Consider the following 15335-nt stretch of genomic DNA (forward strand, 5'->3'; position numbering starts at 1 on the left):
CTCGCGCAGGGCACGCGGGGCGGCCTCACCAGCGCTGCCCGCGGCCGCCAACAGGGCAGGGCAGGCGGGGGGCCAGTAAAAGGCGCGGCAGTATACCGCCGCCAGGGGCAGTGGCACACCCGCCATCGAGCGATGCCGTGCGATAGTCGGCGGACCTAGGGGGGACATCGGTTGAGGCACGGTCATCGGATGAGTGGAAAATCCGATGGTTATTTCTTGCACAGGCCACTAAAGTGGCATCTTGCCATAACTGTGGTAAGGGATGGGATCCCGATGAGTACGGTGAGTCAACGAGTGACTGAACATAATCTTCAAAAGCTTTTCATCAAACGCTTCCTGCTGGGCGCCAGCAGCTATGTGATGATGGTGGTGCTGGTCGCGGTGGCCTTTCTGGGCGGCTACTTCCACGGCACCGCCCATACGCTCACAGTGGCGGGCATCGGGCTGCTGCTCAGCCAAGGGGCGCTCGGGATTGTCTTCGCCCTGGGCCACAACCTTCGTTTCGATGACCCCAGCCTGACCGAAGCCCAGATCTGGATGGGCATTGGCTGGCATACCTGGCTGCTGCATCACCTGGGAGAGGCCCGGGGGCCATTCCTGATGATCTATGTGGTGCCGCTGATGTTCGGCCTGTTCCACCTGCCGCGCGCGGTGTTCCTGCGTTGCGCCCTGTTGGTCATGGGCAGCTTCGTGGCGCTGAACCTGTACGAGGCCGATGCCGGCCTGCTGCACGATCCGGGCCTGGTGGCGATTCAGGCGGCGGTATTGTTCATCGTGCTGTTCTGGCTGTGCCTGTATGCCAATTACGTGCAAGCTTCCCGTTATCGCATGCGCCAGCGCCGCTACGCCCTCCAGGCTCACCAGGACACCCTGCGCGGCATGATGCGCCAGCTCGAGGACCTGGTCGCAACCGACGAGCTCACCGGGCTGTTCAATCGCCGTCACTTCCTGCGCCTGGCCTCCCGCGAGCTGCAGGCACTGCGCCCGGGGCAAAGCCATGGCCTGGCGCTGATCGACCTGGACCACTTCAAGCGCATCAACGACCTGCACGGGCATGCCGCTGGAGATGCCGTGCTGCAAGGGTTCGCCCAGGTGGCCGCCGCCTGCCTGCGCGAGGGTGACGTGCTGGCCCGCTACGGCGGCGAGGAATTCGTGCTGCTGATGCTCGGCTGCGATGCCGAGCGCCTGGCCCTGTGCTGCGAGCGCTTGCGCCTGGCGTTTGGCACGGTGCGTCCGTTGGAGGGCAAACTGGGCAGCTTGAGCCTGTGCGCGGGCATGACGTTGCTGGGGCATGGCGATAACCTCGATGAGGCGCTGCACCGGGCCGACAATGCGCTCTATGAGGCCAAGCGCGCCGGGCGCAACCGCTGCGTGGCCGCCTGGGAATGCAGCGATGCCTGAACTGCAGGTAGGCGGGCGTGCCTGGCAGGTAGCGGCAGGGGCCAATCTGCTCGATGCCTTGAACAGCGGCGGCATTGCCGTGCCGTCCAGTTGCCGCGCTGGGCATTGCCACAGCTGCCGGGTGCGCTGCGTCAGTGGTGAGCCATTGGACCGCCTGCCCCAAGCCCTGCTTCCCCAGGAGCGGGCGCAAGGCTGGCGCCTGGCCTGCCAATGCCAGGTGCGGGACGATCTAAGTGTGGTGCCCTATGACCCGCGGCTGCATGGCGTGCCTGCCCAGGTGAGCGAGCTGGCCTGGCTTGCGCCCAATGTACTGCGGCTGCGGCTGACACCGGCGCGCCCGTTACGCTACAGCGCCGGGCAACATGTGCTGCTATGGACCGAAGACGGCGTCGCGCGGCCTTACTCCTTCGCCAGTCTGCCGGGAGAGGCACCCTGGCTGGAATTTCACCTGCAATGCGGCCGCCCCGGCGCGTTCGCTGATCGCGCCCGCGCCCTTGCGGTGGGTGATTCCTTGCGGCTGGGCGAGGTGCTGGGCGGGCCCCTGCAGTATGACCCGGCCTGGGACGGCCGGCCCTTGTGGCTGCTGGCCAGCGGTACCGGCCTGGCGCCGCTCTGGGCGATTCTGCGCGAGGCTCTGCGGCAGGGGCACGGAGGGGATATCCGGGTCATGCATGTGGCGCGGCCGGGGGAACATTACCTGGCGGCCGAGCTGCAGGCCCTGGCAGCAAAGCGCCCTCAACTGACGATTGACCTGATTCCTGTCGAGGCCGGTCTGGAGAACCTGCGCCCTTTGCGCCAGACCCTGGCCCTGGCCTGCGGAAGGCCCGGGTTCGTGGAAACCACGGCCCGCCGCCTGTACATGGCGGGCCTGCCGCGTAATCAGCTGTTCATGGATGTGTTTCTGGAAGGGGCTCCAGCCGCCCTCGAAGGCTGATCAGCTCAGCAACTCGGCAAAGGCCTTGTCCGCTTCCAGCACCGCAGGCAGGGCGTCGAACAGCAGTTCCAGGTCCACTCCTTGCATCAAGGCGTCGTTGAGCTGGGCCTTGGCTTCCGGCGTGGGGCCGCCGAACTCTTGCAGGCGATCGCTGACTTCATCGGCCTGGGCGATCAGCAAGGGCAGGGGCGAATTGCCCGGCGTCTGGTGCGGCTTGGCCTGGTAGGCGATGCCGTCCTGGATCTGCTTGGGCAGGTTCCAGCGGCGCGCCAGCTCGGCGCCGACTTCTGGGTAACCGAAGCCCAAGTGCAGCGTTTCATGGGCCGCGTGGGCGGGAGAGGAAGAGCGGCGTGCGTTGAGGCTGTCCACTAGTTCGGGCGCGCCGGTTTGAATCAGCAATTCGCCGATGTTGTGCATCAGGCCGGTGGTAAAGGCCACTTCAGGGTCCTGGCCGGTCTGCTTGGCCAATACCCGGGCAATGCTCGCCACCTGGAAGCTTTTGAGCCAGAACCCCTTGAGGTTGAACGACGCCGGCGCGGTGAAGGCGCCGGTCACCGCGCTGGCCAGCACCAGCGTACGCATGGTGTTGAAACCCAGGCGCATGGCGGCGTCTTCGATACTGGTGGATTCGCGCGCGCCCTTGAAACGCGCCGAGTTGGCCAGGCGCAGGATTTTCGCCGAGATCACCGGGTCCTTCTCGATATTGCGCGCAATGGCTTCCAGGCTCGAAGAAGGGTTGTCGAACTGGCCGATCAGGTCCTGGGCGACCTTGGGAATGCTGGGCAAAGTGTGCAACTGGGCGAACAGCTTTTCGATTTCCATGGCTTCCACCTTTCTACGTCGATACCCACAACGATAGGCAATTTTTTCGGTTGTGCATTCGGCCGTTCATTTGCGGCGAACGTTCAATCAAGATCACAGCCAGGCGCGTAGCCCGTAGAACGCCAGCATGCCGAGCACCACGCTGCCCAGCACGCTGCGGGTCAGCAGCATCAGCACCACAGTACACAGCCCGGCCAACAGGTAAGGGTTGCCCAGGGAAAGATTCAACTGGTGCCCCGGCATGAAGACGATAGGGCCGCAGATGGCCGTGAGCATGCCCGGTACGGCAAAGCCCAGGAAGTCCTTGGCACGCCGGCCCAGGCGCAACGGCAAGCGCGGCTCCAGAAAGACATAGCGGTTGAAGAACAGCACCGCGCCCATGCCGAAGATCACCAGCCAAACCATCATCGCGCACGCTCCATCAGCCGTTGGCAGGCGTAGCCGGCAGCCATGGCGCACAGCCCCGCCAGCACCAGCGCGCTTTCCAGCCGCCACAGGCTGAACGTTACCGAACACACCAGCGCCACCGCCACGCACACCGCGGCGGGGATGGAGCGCACTACCGGAGTAATGAGGGCGATGAAGGTAGCGGCGATGGAGAAATCCAGGCCCAGGTTCTGCAAGCCGGGCAGGCTCTTGCCCAGCACGATGCCGGCCAGGGTGCAGAGATTCCACGCCAGGTAGAATGTCAGCCCGGCGCCCAGGGCATACCAGCGTTGGAAGTGCTCGGGCGTTTGCTGGCTGGTGAGCGCGAACAGTTCATCGGTCAGCAAAAAGCCCAGCCCCATGCGCCAGCGAGCATCGAGCGGCGCGACCCGGGCGCGCATGTGCATGCCATAGAGCAGGTGCTGGGAGGTCAGCAGCAGGGTGGTGATCAGGATGGACAACGCACCCGCGCCACCCTTGAACATGCCAATGGCCACCAACTGTGCCGCCCCGGCGAAAACGATGGTCGACAGCCCCTGGCTTTGCAGCGGGGTCAGCCCTGCGTCCACCGCCAGGGAGCCGGCCAACAGTCCCCAGGGCAGGCAAGCCAGGGACAAGGGCAGCACAGCGACGGCACCACGAAGAAAAGCGGGGCGATGGGGAGCAGGCACGGGCATGGCGGCGTTCAGAATAATCGACAGGGCCGCCAAGGATGTCAGGTCCTGGGCGGCTTGTCTTGCCCTGTGAGGCCAGGGTTCAGAGGTACCAGCCCCAGGGTTCATGGCTGGTGTATTCGGTCACCTGTTTCACTTCCAGGTAGTTGTCCAGCCCCCAGCGCTGGCTCCAATCCCGCCTCGTTGGTGATCGCCCAGGACGGTCGATTAGGCGTCCATCAGCAACAGTAGACAGCCTGCTGCATCACAGCCTGGACCGCTCCAGCCAAAACAACGAATCTTAGCGTCCAGAGTTCTTATCCAACGAATATGGAAAGTAGCGTGAGTGCTTTCGATAGGCAGAGCACGGACAATGTCATTTATCAGGCTGTGTGACTGGTGCAACCAGGTAAGTGATGCTTTTTCCCCTGTCGTCCCCTCCGGGCAATGGAAAGCTCGTTAAAGATGTGACCCTGCCCCATGTGAAAAGAAAATCTGCTTTCGTCATTTTCTGCGTCATGTCGGCAAGGGTGAGTTCCAGTAGGCCATTGTCTCTGACCGAGGCGATCAAGGCGAAGGAGCCCAAGGCTCTGAGCTTGACATTGGATAGCTCAATGTCGTAACCATCAGCCGTATAAATCACAGCCGCGGTAAATTTTCTTTCGCTGTCAGTAACGATATGAGCGAGGCTGTCATGGAATGCCTGCGTTGGTGTCGCGGATGTTGCTTCCTGGGCATCCGCGATCTCATAGTAATATGATTCGTCATTTCCCCTCTCATGTTCAACCCAGACAGAGAAAACTTCACCCGATAAGTTGTCACTGCTCCCGTTCCTGTTTATTTCACGCCAACTTCCCGTCTGAAGCGCTGCCTGCACTGTGATGACTTGAGGGGTGGGGAAGCTGTAGTGCAACCCATCATGACTGATCTTGACTATTTTGTCTGATGTGATCCGTTGTCCCAGATTTATGAATTCCCGGCCTCCATCACTGAAATGAACTTCTACATCGCCATTTAATTTACACTGGTTGACGCTCGTGTAAACGGGGCGCTCGGCCCAGGAGTTGTCGATCGATGACCCAATGAAAATATTCTTGTCCGGGAGTGCTATAACGGATTTTCTTGCAAGCTTCACATTTCCCCTAGAAAGAATCATGGTGGCTATCGCAGTCGCGCCATTACTGATAACGCCGGAGAAATCATCACTTCCCCAGTTGTTATCGCCCCATTCAATCAACGGGTACTCGAAATTTTCGACTTGCTCTACGGTTGTGCCTGGAACGCGCTGCCAATCCCATAGCGGTTGTATGTTCCTGTATTCATTTCCGGTTCTGGTAATAAAGTAGCTGCCGCAACCCATATAATATCCTTTGAGGTTTTCGCCAAGGCCGCTTTCACTGGCCACAGTCCTTGAGGATATTACTTTCGCCCACAGGCAATGTTTCTCTGATATTTTGGCGATGTAGTCATTGACCCAGTAAGCCCTGCATCCCAGATAAAACCGGTTAGCCCCCTCATCGCCATTCGCTCTGCGGATAAGTTCCTGCAGGGTTTCCAGATGCTCTGGGCTGGTACCCATCAGTTGTCTGCACCATCCAGCCAAAGCGTTGCTTGCTTTCATCCCCCGACTGATTGCACGGCCGCATGCATGGAAATCGTACAGCCCAGCATAGCTGAACCATCCCATCCCATTGATGATGAAACCCTCAATGCTTCGGAGAGCGGCTTTACTTAGAGAAAAAACACCACACAGGATAGACTGGGTTTTGAATACGCTGTCCAAAAATACTGTTCCATAACTTCCAGCGTACAACTGGGAATATCTACCTGACTGGGGGTTGTGTTGGCTGAATGAATTGTCGATACTGATGCCTTCGCCGCGCTCCTTTCCATGTCGGGCCACAGGTAAGCAGAGCGATGAGATTGCATCCGAAGCTGCATAAGCTTCATCCAAGAAGGACGACAGTCCGTCGTTCTTCCAGCCGCTCAAGGCCCATAGTAGTTGTATGTATGCGAAATCTGCCAGATTGGCGCCCGTTAGCCCCATGGAAGTGTTGGTCGTTTTCCTTAGGTAGAGAATGCACTCGCTCAACTGCGATGACGGGGGCTTGTCTGTCAGTATGATGAGGGTTTGAGCAACTATGCTGGCGAGGCCAATCTGTCTATCCCACCAGTTAGTTGTCTGAAAGTTCTGGCTGGCATAAAAATGCAGTGCTTCGACGGCTGCAGTGTAATAGGTGTCGCTTTCCGAAATGGCCTTATGGTGGATGTAGTTGGCGAGATCCTTCGTTCTGTTCAGGTGCTCGTACAAAGGGGCGGTGTTGGTTCCTGCGTTATTTTGCGGATATGAAATATCGCTGAATTTTCCCTGGCTGAATCCCTGGAGCCAGCCATCGATCAAATCCTGTGAGGGACGGTTTGAGGTGGTTAGGGTGCTCAGGGCGTTCCGGTATACTTGTTCAGCATCTTGGGTTATACCGTTAGGGTGTTCGTATTCGACGTTATATTTGTAGTTGCTTCCATTTGGCACCCAGATTATATTTCGATACGCGCTGTGTAGTGGAGTTATCAGTTTGCTTTCTTGGTTTTTTTCTCCTGCCCTCAGAAAAATACTATTATCGTTTATGTGCTCGGATAGATAGTAAGGCCAGCTATACATTGACGAGGTTTCATCGTCGGTGACAAAAGTCAATGCCTCATACAATAAGCCGTGATTGCGCGATATCACCGAAATTTTCATTTTTGTACCCGGGATGACCGAGCCTGCCGAGGAAAGAGTACCTTCTTTTTTCCAGGTATCTAGACAGCAGTTTGTAGGGTATGCGATCAGTTCAGAATGCTCTCTTCTCCATAATTTATTTCGATGTTGGCTGCCAATGGGGATGATGTTTCCGTCTTCACTGAGTTCTCCTGCTCGAATATAATTGCTGTTCCTGTTTATGCTTTCACTCAGTCTCATTGGCCAAGTATAGTGCTCGGCTTCCGCCTCGTTCGGTATGAGGATATTTTTTTCCAGGATCTCGTCTGTTTCTAGGTCTATGACAAAAATGCATATTTTCTCCCCGTTCTCTGCATTTCTGTCTGAACGAATATTCATGCCCTCAATTTCTTTCCATTCTTCGTTAACATTCATGGCATAATCCTTTTAGTTTATTCAGGAATCACCCCGTCCCCCCGGATGGTATTTTCGGTTACGGCATGTATTGAATAAGCTGTATCCACGAGTCGCAGCTATCAGGTGGCTGTTGGTTTCTGCTTTCGTGTGTTTCAATAATGTTTGGTATCGAGCAGGAGAGGTCTCGATAAATTCAATGACTGCGGTCTGAAATTCATTAATTGCCTTTCTTTGTCGTCAGCTTCGATAGTGTCATCCGTCCGTGGAGGTTCAGCGTCTGAGCGAACAATGAATCGTCAGATGCGCCCATAAAACAGTTTGTATGGGAGTGCCAATTGGCGCAGCGGCTGGAGAGAGGGTAGTGGCCTTTTTTGCTTCAAAGGCCTATGGCACGCGGTCAGAGGCGTGGCTGGTCCGACCGTGCAGAAGGGGGCTCGCTTTATCATCATTTTCACCTGTATTTACAGACGAAACCTAACTTAAAGCGGGGATGCCGACTGGTATAGCTGGCGGTCTGTCAGGTTATAGGCCTGATATTCAATTCTTTGGCTTGAAATACCCATCCCAAAAGGATGGCTTGGACATCACCGGTTTATTCCAGCTATGTCCAGCCCGGGCTAATCTCGCTGGAGTAGGCAGTTCAATCAAGCAGTGAAATCCCCCAACAAATCATCACGCAGCTCAATGAACCCCGCGTCGCTGCGGTTTCGCGGCCTAGGCAGGTCAATGTCCAGTACTCGGCGGATGCGTCCGGGGTTGGGCTGCATGACCACCACGCGGTCACCGAGGAACACGGCCTCGTCCACATCGTGGGTCACCAGCACCATGGTGATGCGTTCCTGGGCCCAGATCTGTTGCAACTCGTTCTGCAACCGCGCGCGTGTAAGGGCGTCCAGGGCGCCGAAGGGTTCGTCCAGCAGCAGCACCGAAGGCCGGTTCACCAGGCCGCGGGCGATGGCCACCCGTTGCGCCATGCCACCGGAAAGCTGCCGGGGATAGGCTTCGGCGAAAGCTTCCAGGCCCACCAGTCGCAAGTGCGCCTGCACCGCCTCGGCCTTGTCAGCCGCGGACAGTTGGGCGTTCTTCAGCCCCACCGCGATGTTCTCGCGTACCGTGAGCCAGGGAAACAACCGATGGTCCTGGAACACGATGCCGCGCTCCAGCCCGGTACCCCGAACAGGAGTGCCACCGAGCAGTATCTGGCCGTCGAAGGCGGTGTCCAGCCCCAGGATCAACCGCAACAGGGTGGACTTGCCGCAGCCGCTGGCACCCACGATGCTCACGAATTCGCCTGGGCGAATGCTCAAGCGGATGTCATCCAGCACCGGCAACGCCTGGCCGGGCCGCTGCGGGTCTTCGAAATGCTTGCTGACGCGGTCCAGTATCAGGCTGTTGCTTTGCATGAAAGGCATTCCTTTGAGTCAGAGATGGCCGAAGTGGCGGGCCAGGCGAACCTCGGCCAGGCGTGCGCACGCATTGAGGGCCCAGCCCACCAGGCCGATCACCAGCATGCCGAACAGCACCAGGTCCATGCGGAAATGCTCGCTGCCGTCGATCAAGGCATTGCCGATGCCTTCGCCCGACACCAGCAGGTACTCCGCCCCGATGGTGGCCAGCCAGGCATAGATCAGGCCCAGGTACAGCCCGGTGAAGATCGACGGCAGGGCCGCGGGCAAGCGTACCTGGGTCAGGGTTTGCCATGGGGTGTAGCCGTAGACGCGCGCCACTTCCAGCAGGGTGGGCGGCACCTTGCGCAGACCGTCGGCCGTGTTCACTGCCACCGGCACCAGGGCCGCCAGGGAGAGGAACACCACCTTGGCCAGGTCGCCCAGGCCGAACCACACGGAAATCAGTGGAATCCAGGCGAACAGTGAAACCTGCTTGAAGGTGTTGAAGCTGGGCGCCAGCAGCCGTTGCGCCCAGGCACTCAGGCCCAGAAGCCCACCCAGCAGCAACCCGCCGGCGGTGCCGATGGCAAAGCCGCTGAGGTCCCGCGCCAGGCTGGCGCTCAAGGCCCGGGCCAGGCGACCGCTGCTCAGTTCGGCCCAAGCAGTGCTCAGCACTTGATCCGGCGCCACCAGCAGGGGCGAATCGCTCCAGCCCTGGCTCGCCGCCAGCCACCAGAGGGCCACCGCAGCGCCAGGCAGCACCCAGCCACGGTGGTGCCGGTTCGGGGTCGAGACAGCTGACGAAAAACCCTTCATGCCGGATGCCCCTTGCCCAGACGGCGCTCGATCAAGTCGAAACCGCGGTCGATGAACAGGCCCACCGCGCCTACGATCACCACGGCGGCCATGACCAGATCCAGCTGGAAGAGTTGGCGGCCGTAGACGATCAGGTAACCCAGGCCCTCGCTCGAGGCCACCAGCTCCACCACCACAAGGGACAGCCACGCCTTGGTAAAGCCCAGGCGCAGGCCGGTGAACAGCGGTCGCAACGCGGCTGGTAGCACCACCTCGGTCACCAGTTGCCGCCGGCTGAAGCCATACACCCGGCCCACTTCCAGCAGGCGCGGCGGCGCCTGGGTAAAGGCTTGCAAGGTCGCCAGGGTTACCGGTACCAAGGCTGCCTTGGCAATCAGCACATACTTGAGCGGCTCGCCAATGCCGAACAGCAGCAAGGCGAAGGGCAGCCACCCCAGCACGGGAATCTGCACCAGGGCGTTGAAGGTTGGCAGCAGGTAATCCCTGGCCGGCGCCCAGAGGCCCAGCAGTGTGCCAAGCGCCACGCCAAGGCAAGCCCCAAGTACGAAGCCCACCAGCACCCGTTGCAGGCTGGCGCTGGCGTTGAGCCAAAGGTCGCCACTGCGCGTCAGCTCGCAAAGGGTTTCCCAGACATACGCGGGCGGGGGCAGCACCTGCTCGGAAACCCAGCCCTGAATACTGCCCGCCTGCCACACCGAGAGCAGCGCCAAAGGCAGTAGCCAGGGCAGCAAGTAATTGGCCCACTTTCCGGGCAGCCGGGGCCAAACCAAGGCCATAGACGGGCCGCGGCGCAGTCGCCCGGCGGTAGCTTCAGCCCGGCTCATGGTTCACCTCCACAGCTTTGAAGGGTGCCGGCGCGCTGGCGGTGGCGGCAGCCTCGGCCTGCTTGCCGTCCGGCCCGTAGCCTGTCCAGAACCCTTGCAGCCCCTTGGCCTGCAACGCGGTGTTCAGATAACGAGGCTCGAACCAGCCTTGCACTGTCACTGGGCGGCGAATCAACTTTTGTTCATAAGCCTGGTCGGCAACACCCTGATAGCGCGCCTGCAAGAAACCATCGAGCAGGGGCGACTGGCGCACTTTCAACGACTGCCCCTGGTAATCCGCCTCCCAGGAGGCCACAGGCGCGCCGGACTTGGCCCATTCGGCGAACACTGCGGGTTGGTTGGCGCTGTCACTGGCCCAGCGGGCCGCGTCGACCACCGCATTGACCACCTTCTGTACCTGTTCGGGATGCGCCTGCTCATAGGAACTACGCACCACCAGCGCGGTTTGCCGGGTATAGACAGGGTCGTTCTCGCTGTTGTCGTAGATGATGTCCACCAGGCTCTGGTCGCGCAGCTTGAACAGCTCGTAGCCACCGAACCCGGCATCCACGCCCCGCGCCGCGAGGGCTGCCTGGGTGCTGCCGGTGTCCAGGTTGATCACCTTCAGGTCACGCTCGGTCAGGCCTTGAGTCGCCAATACCTTGATCGCCAGCAGATGACCGTTGGTGCCACGGAAGATAGCGACTTTCCTGCCCTGGAGGTCTTTGAGGCTGTGGATGTCCGAGCCCTTGGGCACTGCCACATAGACATTGGACCGAGTGCCGATGGCGGCCAGCAGGCGGGTGTCCAGCCCATTGGCGCGGCCGACCACGCTGGGCAGGTCGCCTTCGTAGGCAAAGTCGATCTGCTGGTTGGACAGCGCTTCGTTCACCGCCGGGCCGGCGCCCTTGAAGAAGAACCACTGCACTTCGGTGCCGCTGCCTTCGAACGCCTTTTCCAGCACCTGCTGATTGCGCGCGATGGACAGGCTGGAACCGCCGAAGGTCACAGGGTCGCCACCGCCAGCGCTGGCCACGCCGATGCGCAGCACATCTGCCTGGGCGCCACTGGCAAGGGCCAAGGCCAGCAAGGCGAGCGTGCCGAGGCGGCCGCGTCGTGAAGCGAGGATAGGTGTTGGCATGAGCTCGCCCTCCGTTTACGCCGCCAAGTGCTGTTTGTCGGCTTCGCTCTGAGGCGAGCGGGCGTCCGGGCTGGGTTTGAGCGCGCGACTGTGCTGGCCGTCAACGCTCACGGGAATGTCACCAGCGATGGTAGTGCGGCGCACGATGCGCTCGGCGTTGCCGTAGTCATTCACCGCGATGTGCTGGGTGGCGCGGTTGTCCCAGATGGCCACGTCCCCGGCTTGCCAGCGCCAGCGCACGGTGTTGTTCAGGTCAGTGATGCGCTGATGGAACAGCTGGAACAGCTGCTTGGAGTCGGCCTTGCTTACACCCTTGAAGTGTTTCACGAAATGGCCGAGTAGCAGGGCACGCTCGCCGGTTTCCGGATGCACATGCACCAACGGGTGCTCGGTTTCGTATTCGCGCGCCGTGAATTCCTCGCGGTAGCGCTTGAGCGCCGCTTCGGCGGCATGGTTGGGCGCTACATAGTCATACAGGTTGCTATGCACCGCCCACAGGGTGTCGGCCAGTTGGCGCAGCGCCGGGGGGAGATCTTCATAGGCGGTGGCGGTGTTGGCCCATACGGTATCGCCGCCGTACGGAGGGATGACTACCCCGCGCAGGATGGAAATCTTCGGGAAGTCGGTGACGAAGGTCACGTCCGTGTGCCATGAGTTGGCGCGGGACTCCTTGGCATCCAGATTGAGAATGGCCGTGGTATCGCTAGCCGAGCGAACGGTGGGATGGGGTACCTGGGCGCCGAACAGCCGGGAGAAGCGCTCCTGCTCCGGGTCGTCCAGAACCTGCTCGCGGAAGAACAGCACCTTGTGGCGCAGCAGTGCTTGGTGAATGTCCTTGAATGTGGCTTGATCAAGATCGCCGCTCAGTTGAACGCCAGAGACCTGCGCGCCGAGTTTGCCAGCCACCGGTTGTATGCTTATAGCCATTTCGTCACTCCTGTGTTGGATAACCCTAGGTTATTTGCATAACGACCCGACACGCCAAGGCCGATTGCTCATAAGGTTATGGCCTTGGGTGGTTCTATCTTTAGCGCCTTTTTGCACAGCCAAGCCAAGGGCAGGCAACCTCTGCTGCGCTTAATGTTCCTATAAGCCGCCTGGCCGAGCTTTGCCTGACCGTATTCAAGGAAAACCCGATGCCGTACCGTCCGCACCGTCGAACCTTCGTCAAGAGCCTCGCCGCCCTGGGTGTGGTAGGCGGCACCGGCCTGTGGCGCCAGCCGGGCTGGGCTTCGTCCTTACCCGGTGCCGGCCTGATTGAATTGAGTGGGCAAGTGTTCGACCTGGTCATAGATGCCACCGCGGTAACCGTGGGCGGCGAGCGCCGCCAGGCGTTGACCATCAATGGCGGCCTGCCCGGGCCCTTGCTGCGCTGGCGGGAAGGCGATACCGTCACGGTGCGGGTGCATAACCGCCTGGCCGAACCCACCTCACTGCATTGGCACGGCATCCTGCTGCCGGCCAACATGGACGGCGTGCCCGGCTTGAGCTTCCATGGCATCGCCCCCGGGGAAACCTTCGAGTACCGTTTCAAGGTGCGTCAGCATGGCACCTACTGGTACCACAGCCATTCGGGCTTTCAGGAGCAGGTCGGTGTCTACGGCCCGCTGGTGATCGAGCCAAGCGTGGCCGACCAGCCAAGAGTGGCAGAGCAGGTATTGATGCTCACCGACTGGACCGACCAAAACCCTGAGCGTATCTACGCCCGCCTCAAGAAAGAGCCCGGCTACTACAACCAGAACCCGCGCACCCTGGGCGACTTCTTTCACGATGCCGGTCAGCAGGGCCTGGGCGCCACCTTGCGCGAGCGCTGGATGTGGGCGCGCATGCGCATGGACCCCACCGACCTGGCGGACGTCAGCGCCCAGGCGTACACCTACCTGGTCAACGGGCAGGCCCCCGATGATAACTTCACTCGCCTGTTCACCCCTGGTGAGCCCTTGCGCCTGCGTTTCATCAACGGCTCGGCCATGACCTACTTCGACGTGCGCATTCCCGGCCTGAAAATGACGGTGATCGCCGCTGACGGCCAGCCGGTAGAACCGGTGGAGGTGGACGAATTCCGCCTGGCCGTCGCTGAAACGCTGGATGTGCTGGTCCGGCCAGACAGCACCGACGCCTACACGGTCTTCGCCCAGAGCATGGACCGCAGTGGCTATGCCAGGGCCACCCTGGCCAGCCGCGCAGGGCTCGCAGCGCCTGTTCCGCCCCTCGATGCGCCGGTCGTACTGGGCATGATGGACATGGGCATGGGCATGGGGGAGAAGGGTATGGAAGGCATGAACCATGGCGCCACGTCCGACAGCGCGCACGGCACCATGGCCAACATGACGCATGGCGACCACGGCGCCATGCCCGCCACGCTCGCGGCGCCCGCGCACAAGCCCAGCGAGCAAGGCAACCCGCTGGTGGACATGCAGGCCACGGCCCCCAGCCCACGCCTGGCGGACCCAGGCATCGGCCTGCGTAACAATGGCCGCCGCGTGCTTACCTACGCTGACCTGCGCAGCACATCCCCTGACCCGGACGGCCGCGAGCCCAGCCGCACGCTCGAGCTGCACCTGACCGGCCACATGGACAAGTTCGTCTGGGCCTTCGACGGCATCGAAGCCAGCGAGGCAGCACCCATTCGCCTGCGCTACGGCGAGCGCGTGCGCATCGTGCTGGTCAACGACACCATGATGGCGCACCCCATCCATCTGCATGGCATGTGGAGCGACTTGGAAGACGAAGACGGGCGTTTCCTGGTGCGCAAGCACACCATCGACGTGCCTCCCGGCACGCGCCGCAGTTATCGGGTCAGCGCCGATGCCCTTGGGCGTTGGGCCTACCACTGTCATATGCTCTATCACATGGAAGCGGGCATGTTCCGCGAGGTACGTGTCGATGAATAAGCTCGCCGCAATGCTTTGCCTGGGCCTCTGGGCCACCGGCGCCTCGGCTGAAGAAATGCCGGGCATGGACCACGGCGCCATGCCGGAAATGGACCATGGTGCAATGAAAGGCATGGACCACAATGCCATGCCAGGAATGGACCACGGCGCGATGAAAGGCATGGATCACAGCGCCATGCCTGGCGCTGCTCATACCGGTGCAGCGAGCGACCCAGGCGCGCCCGCCGCACCGCCCCGGTTGCCAACCCCCTCCGACGCCGATCGCGCTGCCGCCTTCCCCGATGTGCAGGGTCACGCCCTGGCAGACAACGACCTGCACGCGTACTGGCTGTTCGATCGCCTGGAATACCAGAAGGCCGACGAGGGCACCACCCTGGCCTGGGACGCTGAAGGTTGGGTAGGGGCAGACGTGGATCGGCTATGGCTGCGCACCCAGGGAGAGCGCACCAACGGCCATACCGAAAGCGCTGAGCTGCAAGCACTCTATGGCCATGCCGTCAGCCCCTGGTGGACGCTGGTCGGTGGCGTCCGCCAGGACTTCAAGCCTGAATCACCGCAGACCTGGGCGGCCTTCGGTATCCAGGGCGAGCCCTTGGCCGACCTGGACACCGAAGCGACCCTATACCTGGGGGAAAACCGCCAGTCCTCCTTGCGCCTGGAGGGCGACTACGACCTTCCATTGACCAGTTCGCTCATCCTGCAGCCGCGAATGGAGGCCAACTTCTTCAGCCGCAACGACCCTGTGCGCCAGCAAGGCAGCGGCCTTTCCACCCTGGAGGCGGGGCTGCGGCTGCGCTACGAAATCATTCCCGAGATCGCGCCTTACGTTGGGGTGAACTGGACCAAGCGCTATGGCCGCACCGCCGACTATGCGCGCGAAGAGGGCGACGACGCCCAGGAGGCGCGGCTGGTGGTGGGCGTGCGGCTCTGGTACTGAACCGC

13 protein-coding genes are annotated in these 15335 nt (G+C 61.1%); 4 read left to right on the forward strand and 9 right to left on the reverse strand.

Annotated elements, in window-relative coordinates:
- Window positions 1-294: 294 nt before the first annotated feature.
- Both BN1188_RS12955 and BN1188_RS12960 read left to right on the forward strand, forming a co-directional pair.
- A complete protein-coding gene (locus tag BN1188_RS12955) occupies window positions 295-1401 on the forward strand; it encodes a GGDEF domain-containing protein (RefSeq protein ID WP_040263922.1) in 1107 nt (368 codons plus the stop codon).
- Window positions 1394-2335, forward strand: coding sequence for an iron-sulfur-binding ferredoxin reductase (locus BN1188_RS12960; RefSeq protein WP_040261884.1), 942 nt, complete (start codon window positions 1394-1396; stop codon window positions 2333-2335). The genes BN1188_RS12955 and BN1188_RS12960 overlap by 8 nt, the downstream gene beginning before the upstream one ends.
- On the opposite strand, the gene BN1188_RS12965 is transcribed toward BN1188_RS12960, so the two are convergent.
- From BN1188_RS12965 to BN1188_RS13005, 9 genes are all read right to left on the reverse strand, one after another.
- Window positions 2336-3157 carry an HDOD domain-containing protein gene (locus BN1188_RS12965; RefSeq protein WP_040261885.1) on the reverse strand — a complete coding sequence of 274 codons (822 nt, stop codon included), beginning with the start codon at window positions 3155-3157 and terminating at the stop codon, window positions 2336-2338.
- A 93-nt stretch (window positions 3158-3250) separates the two neighbouring features.
- On the reverse strand, window positions 3251-3562 hold the full coding sequence (locus BN1188_RS12970; protein ID WP_040263923.1) for an AzlD domain-containing protein: 312 nt from the start codon (window positions 3560-3562) through the stop codon (window positions 3251-3253).
- Entirely contained in the window at window positions 3562-4260 is a 699-nt protein-coding gene (locus BN1188_RS12975; protein WP_040263925.1) for an AzlC family ABC transporter permease, read from the reverse strand. Before BN1188_RS12975 ends, BN1188_RS12970 begins: the two co-directional genes overlap by 1 nt.
- A 352-nt stretch (window positions 4261-4612) precedes the next feature.
- The gene (locus BN1188_RS12980; RefSeq protein ID WP_052469267.1) at window positions 4613-7369 is read right to left on the reverse strand and encodes a polysaccharide lyase family 8 super-sandwich domain-containing protein; all 2757 of its coding nucleotides are present in this window, start codon (window positions 7367-7369) and stop codon (window positions 4613-4615) included.
- Between the two features lie 626 nt (window positions 7370-7995).
- Window positions 7996-8754 carry an ABC transporter ATP-binding protein gene (locus BN1188_RS12985; RefSeq protein WP_040261886.1) on the reverse strand — a complete coding sequence of 253 codons (759 nt, stop codon included), beginning with the start codon at window positions 8752-8754 and terminating at the stop codon, window positions 7996-7998.
- 18 nt (window positions 8755-8772) lie between these two features.
- The gene (locus BN1188_RS12990) at window positions 8773-9555 is read right to left on the reverse strand and encodes an ABC transporter permease (protein WP_040261887.1); all 783 of its coding nucleotides are present in this window, start codon (window positions 9553-9555) and stop codon (window positions 8773-8775) included.
- Window positions 9552-10331, reverse strand: coding sequence for an ABC transporter permease (locus tag BN1188_RS12995; RefSeq protein WP_052469443.1), 780 nt, complete (start codon window positions 10329-10331; stop codon window positions 9552-9554). Before BN1188_RS12995 ends, BN1188_RS12990 begins: the two co-directional genes overlap by 4 nt.
- 34 nt (window positions 10332-10365) lie before the next feature.
- Window positions 10366-11499 (reverse strand): ABC transporter substrate-binding protein, encoded by a 1134-nt coding sequence (locus BN1188_RS13000; protein WP_040261888.1) that lies wholly within the window; start codon window positions 11497-11499, stop codon window positions 10366-10368.
- 15 nt (window positions 11500-11514) lie between these two features.
- Complete coding sequence (locus BN1188_RS13005; RefSeq protein WP_040261889.1) at window positions 11515-12426, reverse strand: TauD/TfdA dioxygenase family protein; 912 nt, start codon at window positions 12424-12426, stop codon at window positions 11515-11517.
- A 209-nt stretch (window positions 12427-12635) separates the two neighbouring features.
- Between BN1188_RS13005 and BN1188_RS13010 the strand changes: the two genes are divergently transcribed.
- Window positions 12636-14393, forward strand: a complete 1758-nt coding sequence (locus BN1188_RS13010) for a copper resistance system multicopper oxidase (RefSeq protein WP_040261890.1) — start codon at window positions 12636-12638, stop codon at window positions 14391-14393.
- Window positions 14386-15330 carry a copper resistance protein B gene (locus BN1188_RS13015; protein WP_040261891.1) on the forward strand — a complete coding sequence of 315 codons (945 nt, stop codon included), beginning with the start codon at window positions 14386-14388 and terminating at the stop codon, window positions 15328-15330. The genes BN1188_RS13010 and BN1188_RS13015 overlap by 8 nt, the downstream gene beginning before the upstream one ends.
- Window positions 15331-15335: the final 5 nt, after the last annotated feature.

This window comes from Pseudomonas massiliensis, from assembly GCF_000826105.1.
GTDB classification, from domain to species: Bacteria; Pseudomonadota; Gammaproteobacteria; order Pseudomonadales; family Pseudomonadaceae; genus Aquipseudomonas; species Aquipseudomonas massiliensis.

Excerpts from the sequence above, each read along its gene's own strand:
- BN1188_RS12960 (WP_040261884.1), top strand. The coding sequence starts at position 1,394 with ATGCCTGAACTGCAGGTAGGCGGGCGTGCCTGGCAGGTAGCGGCAGGG.
- BN1188_RS12965 (WP_040261885.1), bottom strand. The coding sequence starts at position 3,157 with ATGGAAATCGAAAAGCTGTTCGCCCAGTTGCACACTTTGCCCAGCATT.
- BN1188_RS12970 (WP_040263923.1), bottom strand. The coding sequence starts at position 3,562 with ATGGTTTGGCTGGTGATCTTCGGCATGGGCGCGGTGCTGTTCTTCAAC.
- BN1188_RS12975 (WP_040263925.1), bottom strand. The coding sequence starts at position 4,260 with ATGCCCGTGCCTGCTCCCCATCGCCCCGCTTTTCTTCGTGGTGCCGTC.
- BN1188_RS12980 (WP_052469267.1), bottom strand. The coding sequence starts at position 7,369 with ATGAATGTTAACGAAGAATGGAAAGAAATTGAGGGCATGAATATTCGT.
- BN1188_RS12985 (WP_040261886.1), bottom strand. The coding sequence starts at position 8,754 with ATGCAAAGCAACAGCCTGATACTGGACCGCGTCAGCAAGCATTTCGAA.
- BN1188_RS12990 (WP_040261887.1), bottom strand. The coding sequence starts at position 9,555 with ATGAAGGGTTTTTCGTCAGCTGTCTCGACCCCGAACCGGCACCACCGT.
- BN1188_RS12995 (WP_052469443.1), bottom strand. The coding sequence starts at position 10,331 with ATGGCCTTGGTTTGGCCCCGGCTGCCCGGAAAGTGGGCCAATTACTTG.
- BN1188_RS13000 (WP_040261888.1), bottom strand. The coding sequence starts at position 11,499 with ATGCCAACACCTATCCTCGCTTCACGACGCGGCCGCCTCGGCACGCTC.
- BN1188_RS13005 (WP_040261889.1), bottom strand. The coding sequence starts at position 12,426 with ATGGCTATAAGCATACAACCGGTGGCTGGCAAACTCGGCGCGCAGGTC.
- BN1188_RS13010 (WP_040261890.1), top strand. The coding sequence starts at position 12,636 with ATGCCGTACCGTCCGCACCGTCGAACCTTCGTCAAGAGCCTCGCCGCC.
- BN1188_RS13015 (WP_040261891.1), top strand. The coding sequence starts at position 14,386 with ATGAATAAGCTCGCCGCAATGCTTTGCCTGGGCCTCTGGGCCACCGGC.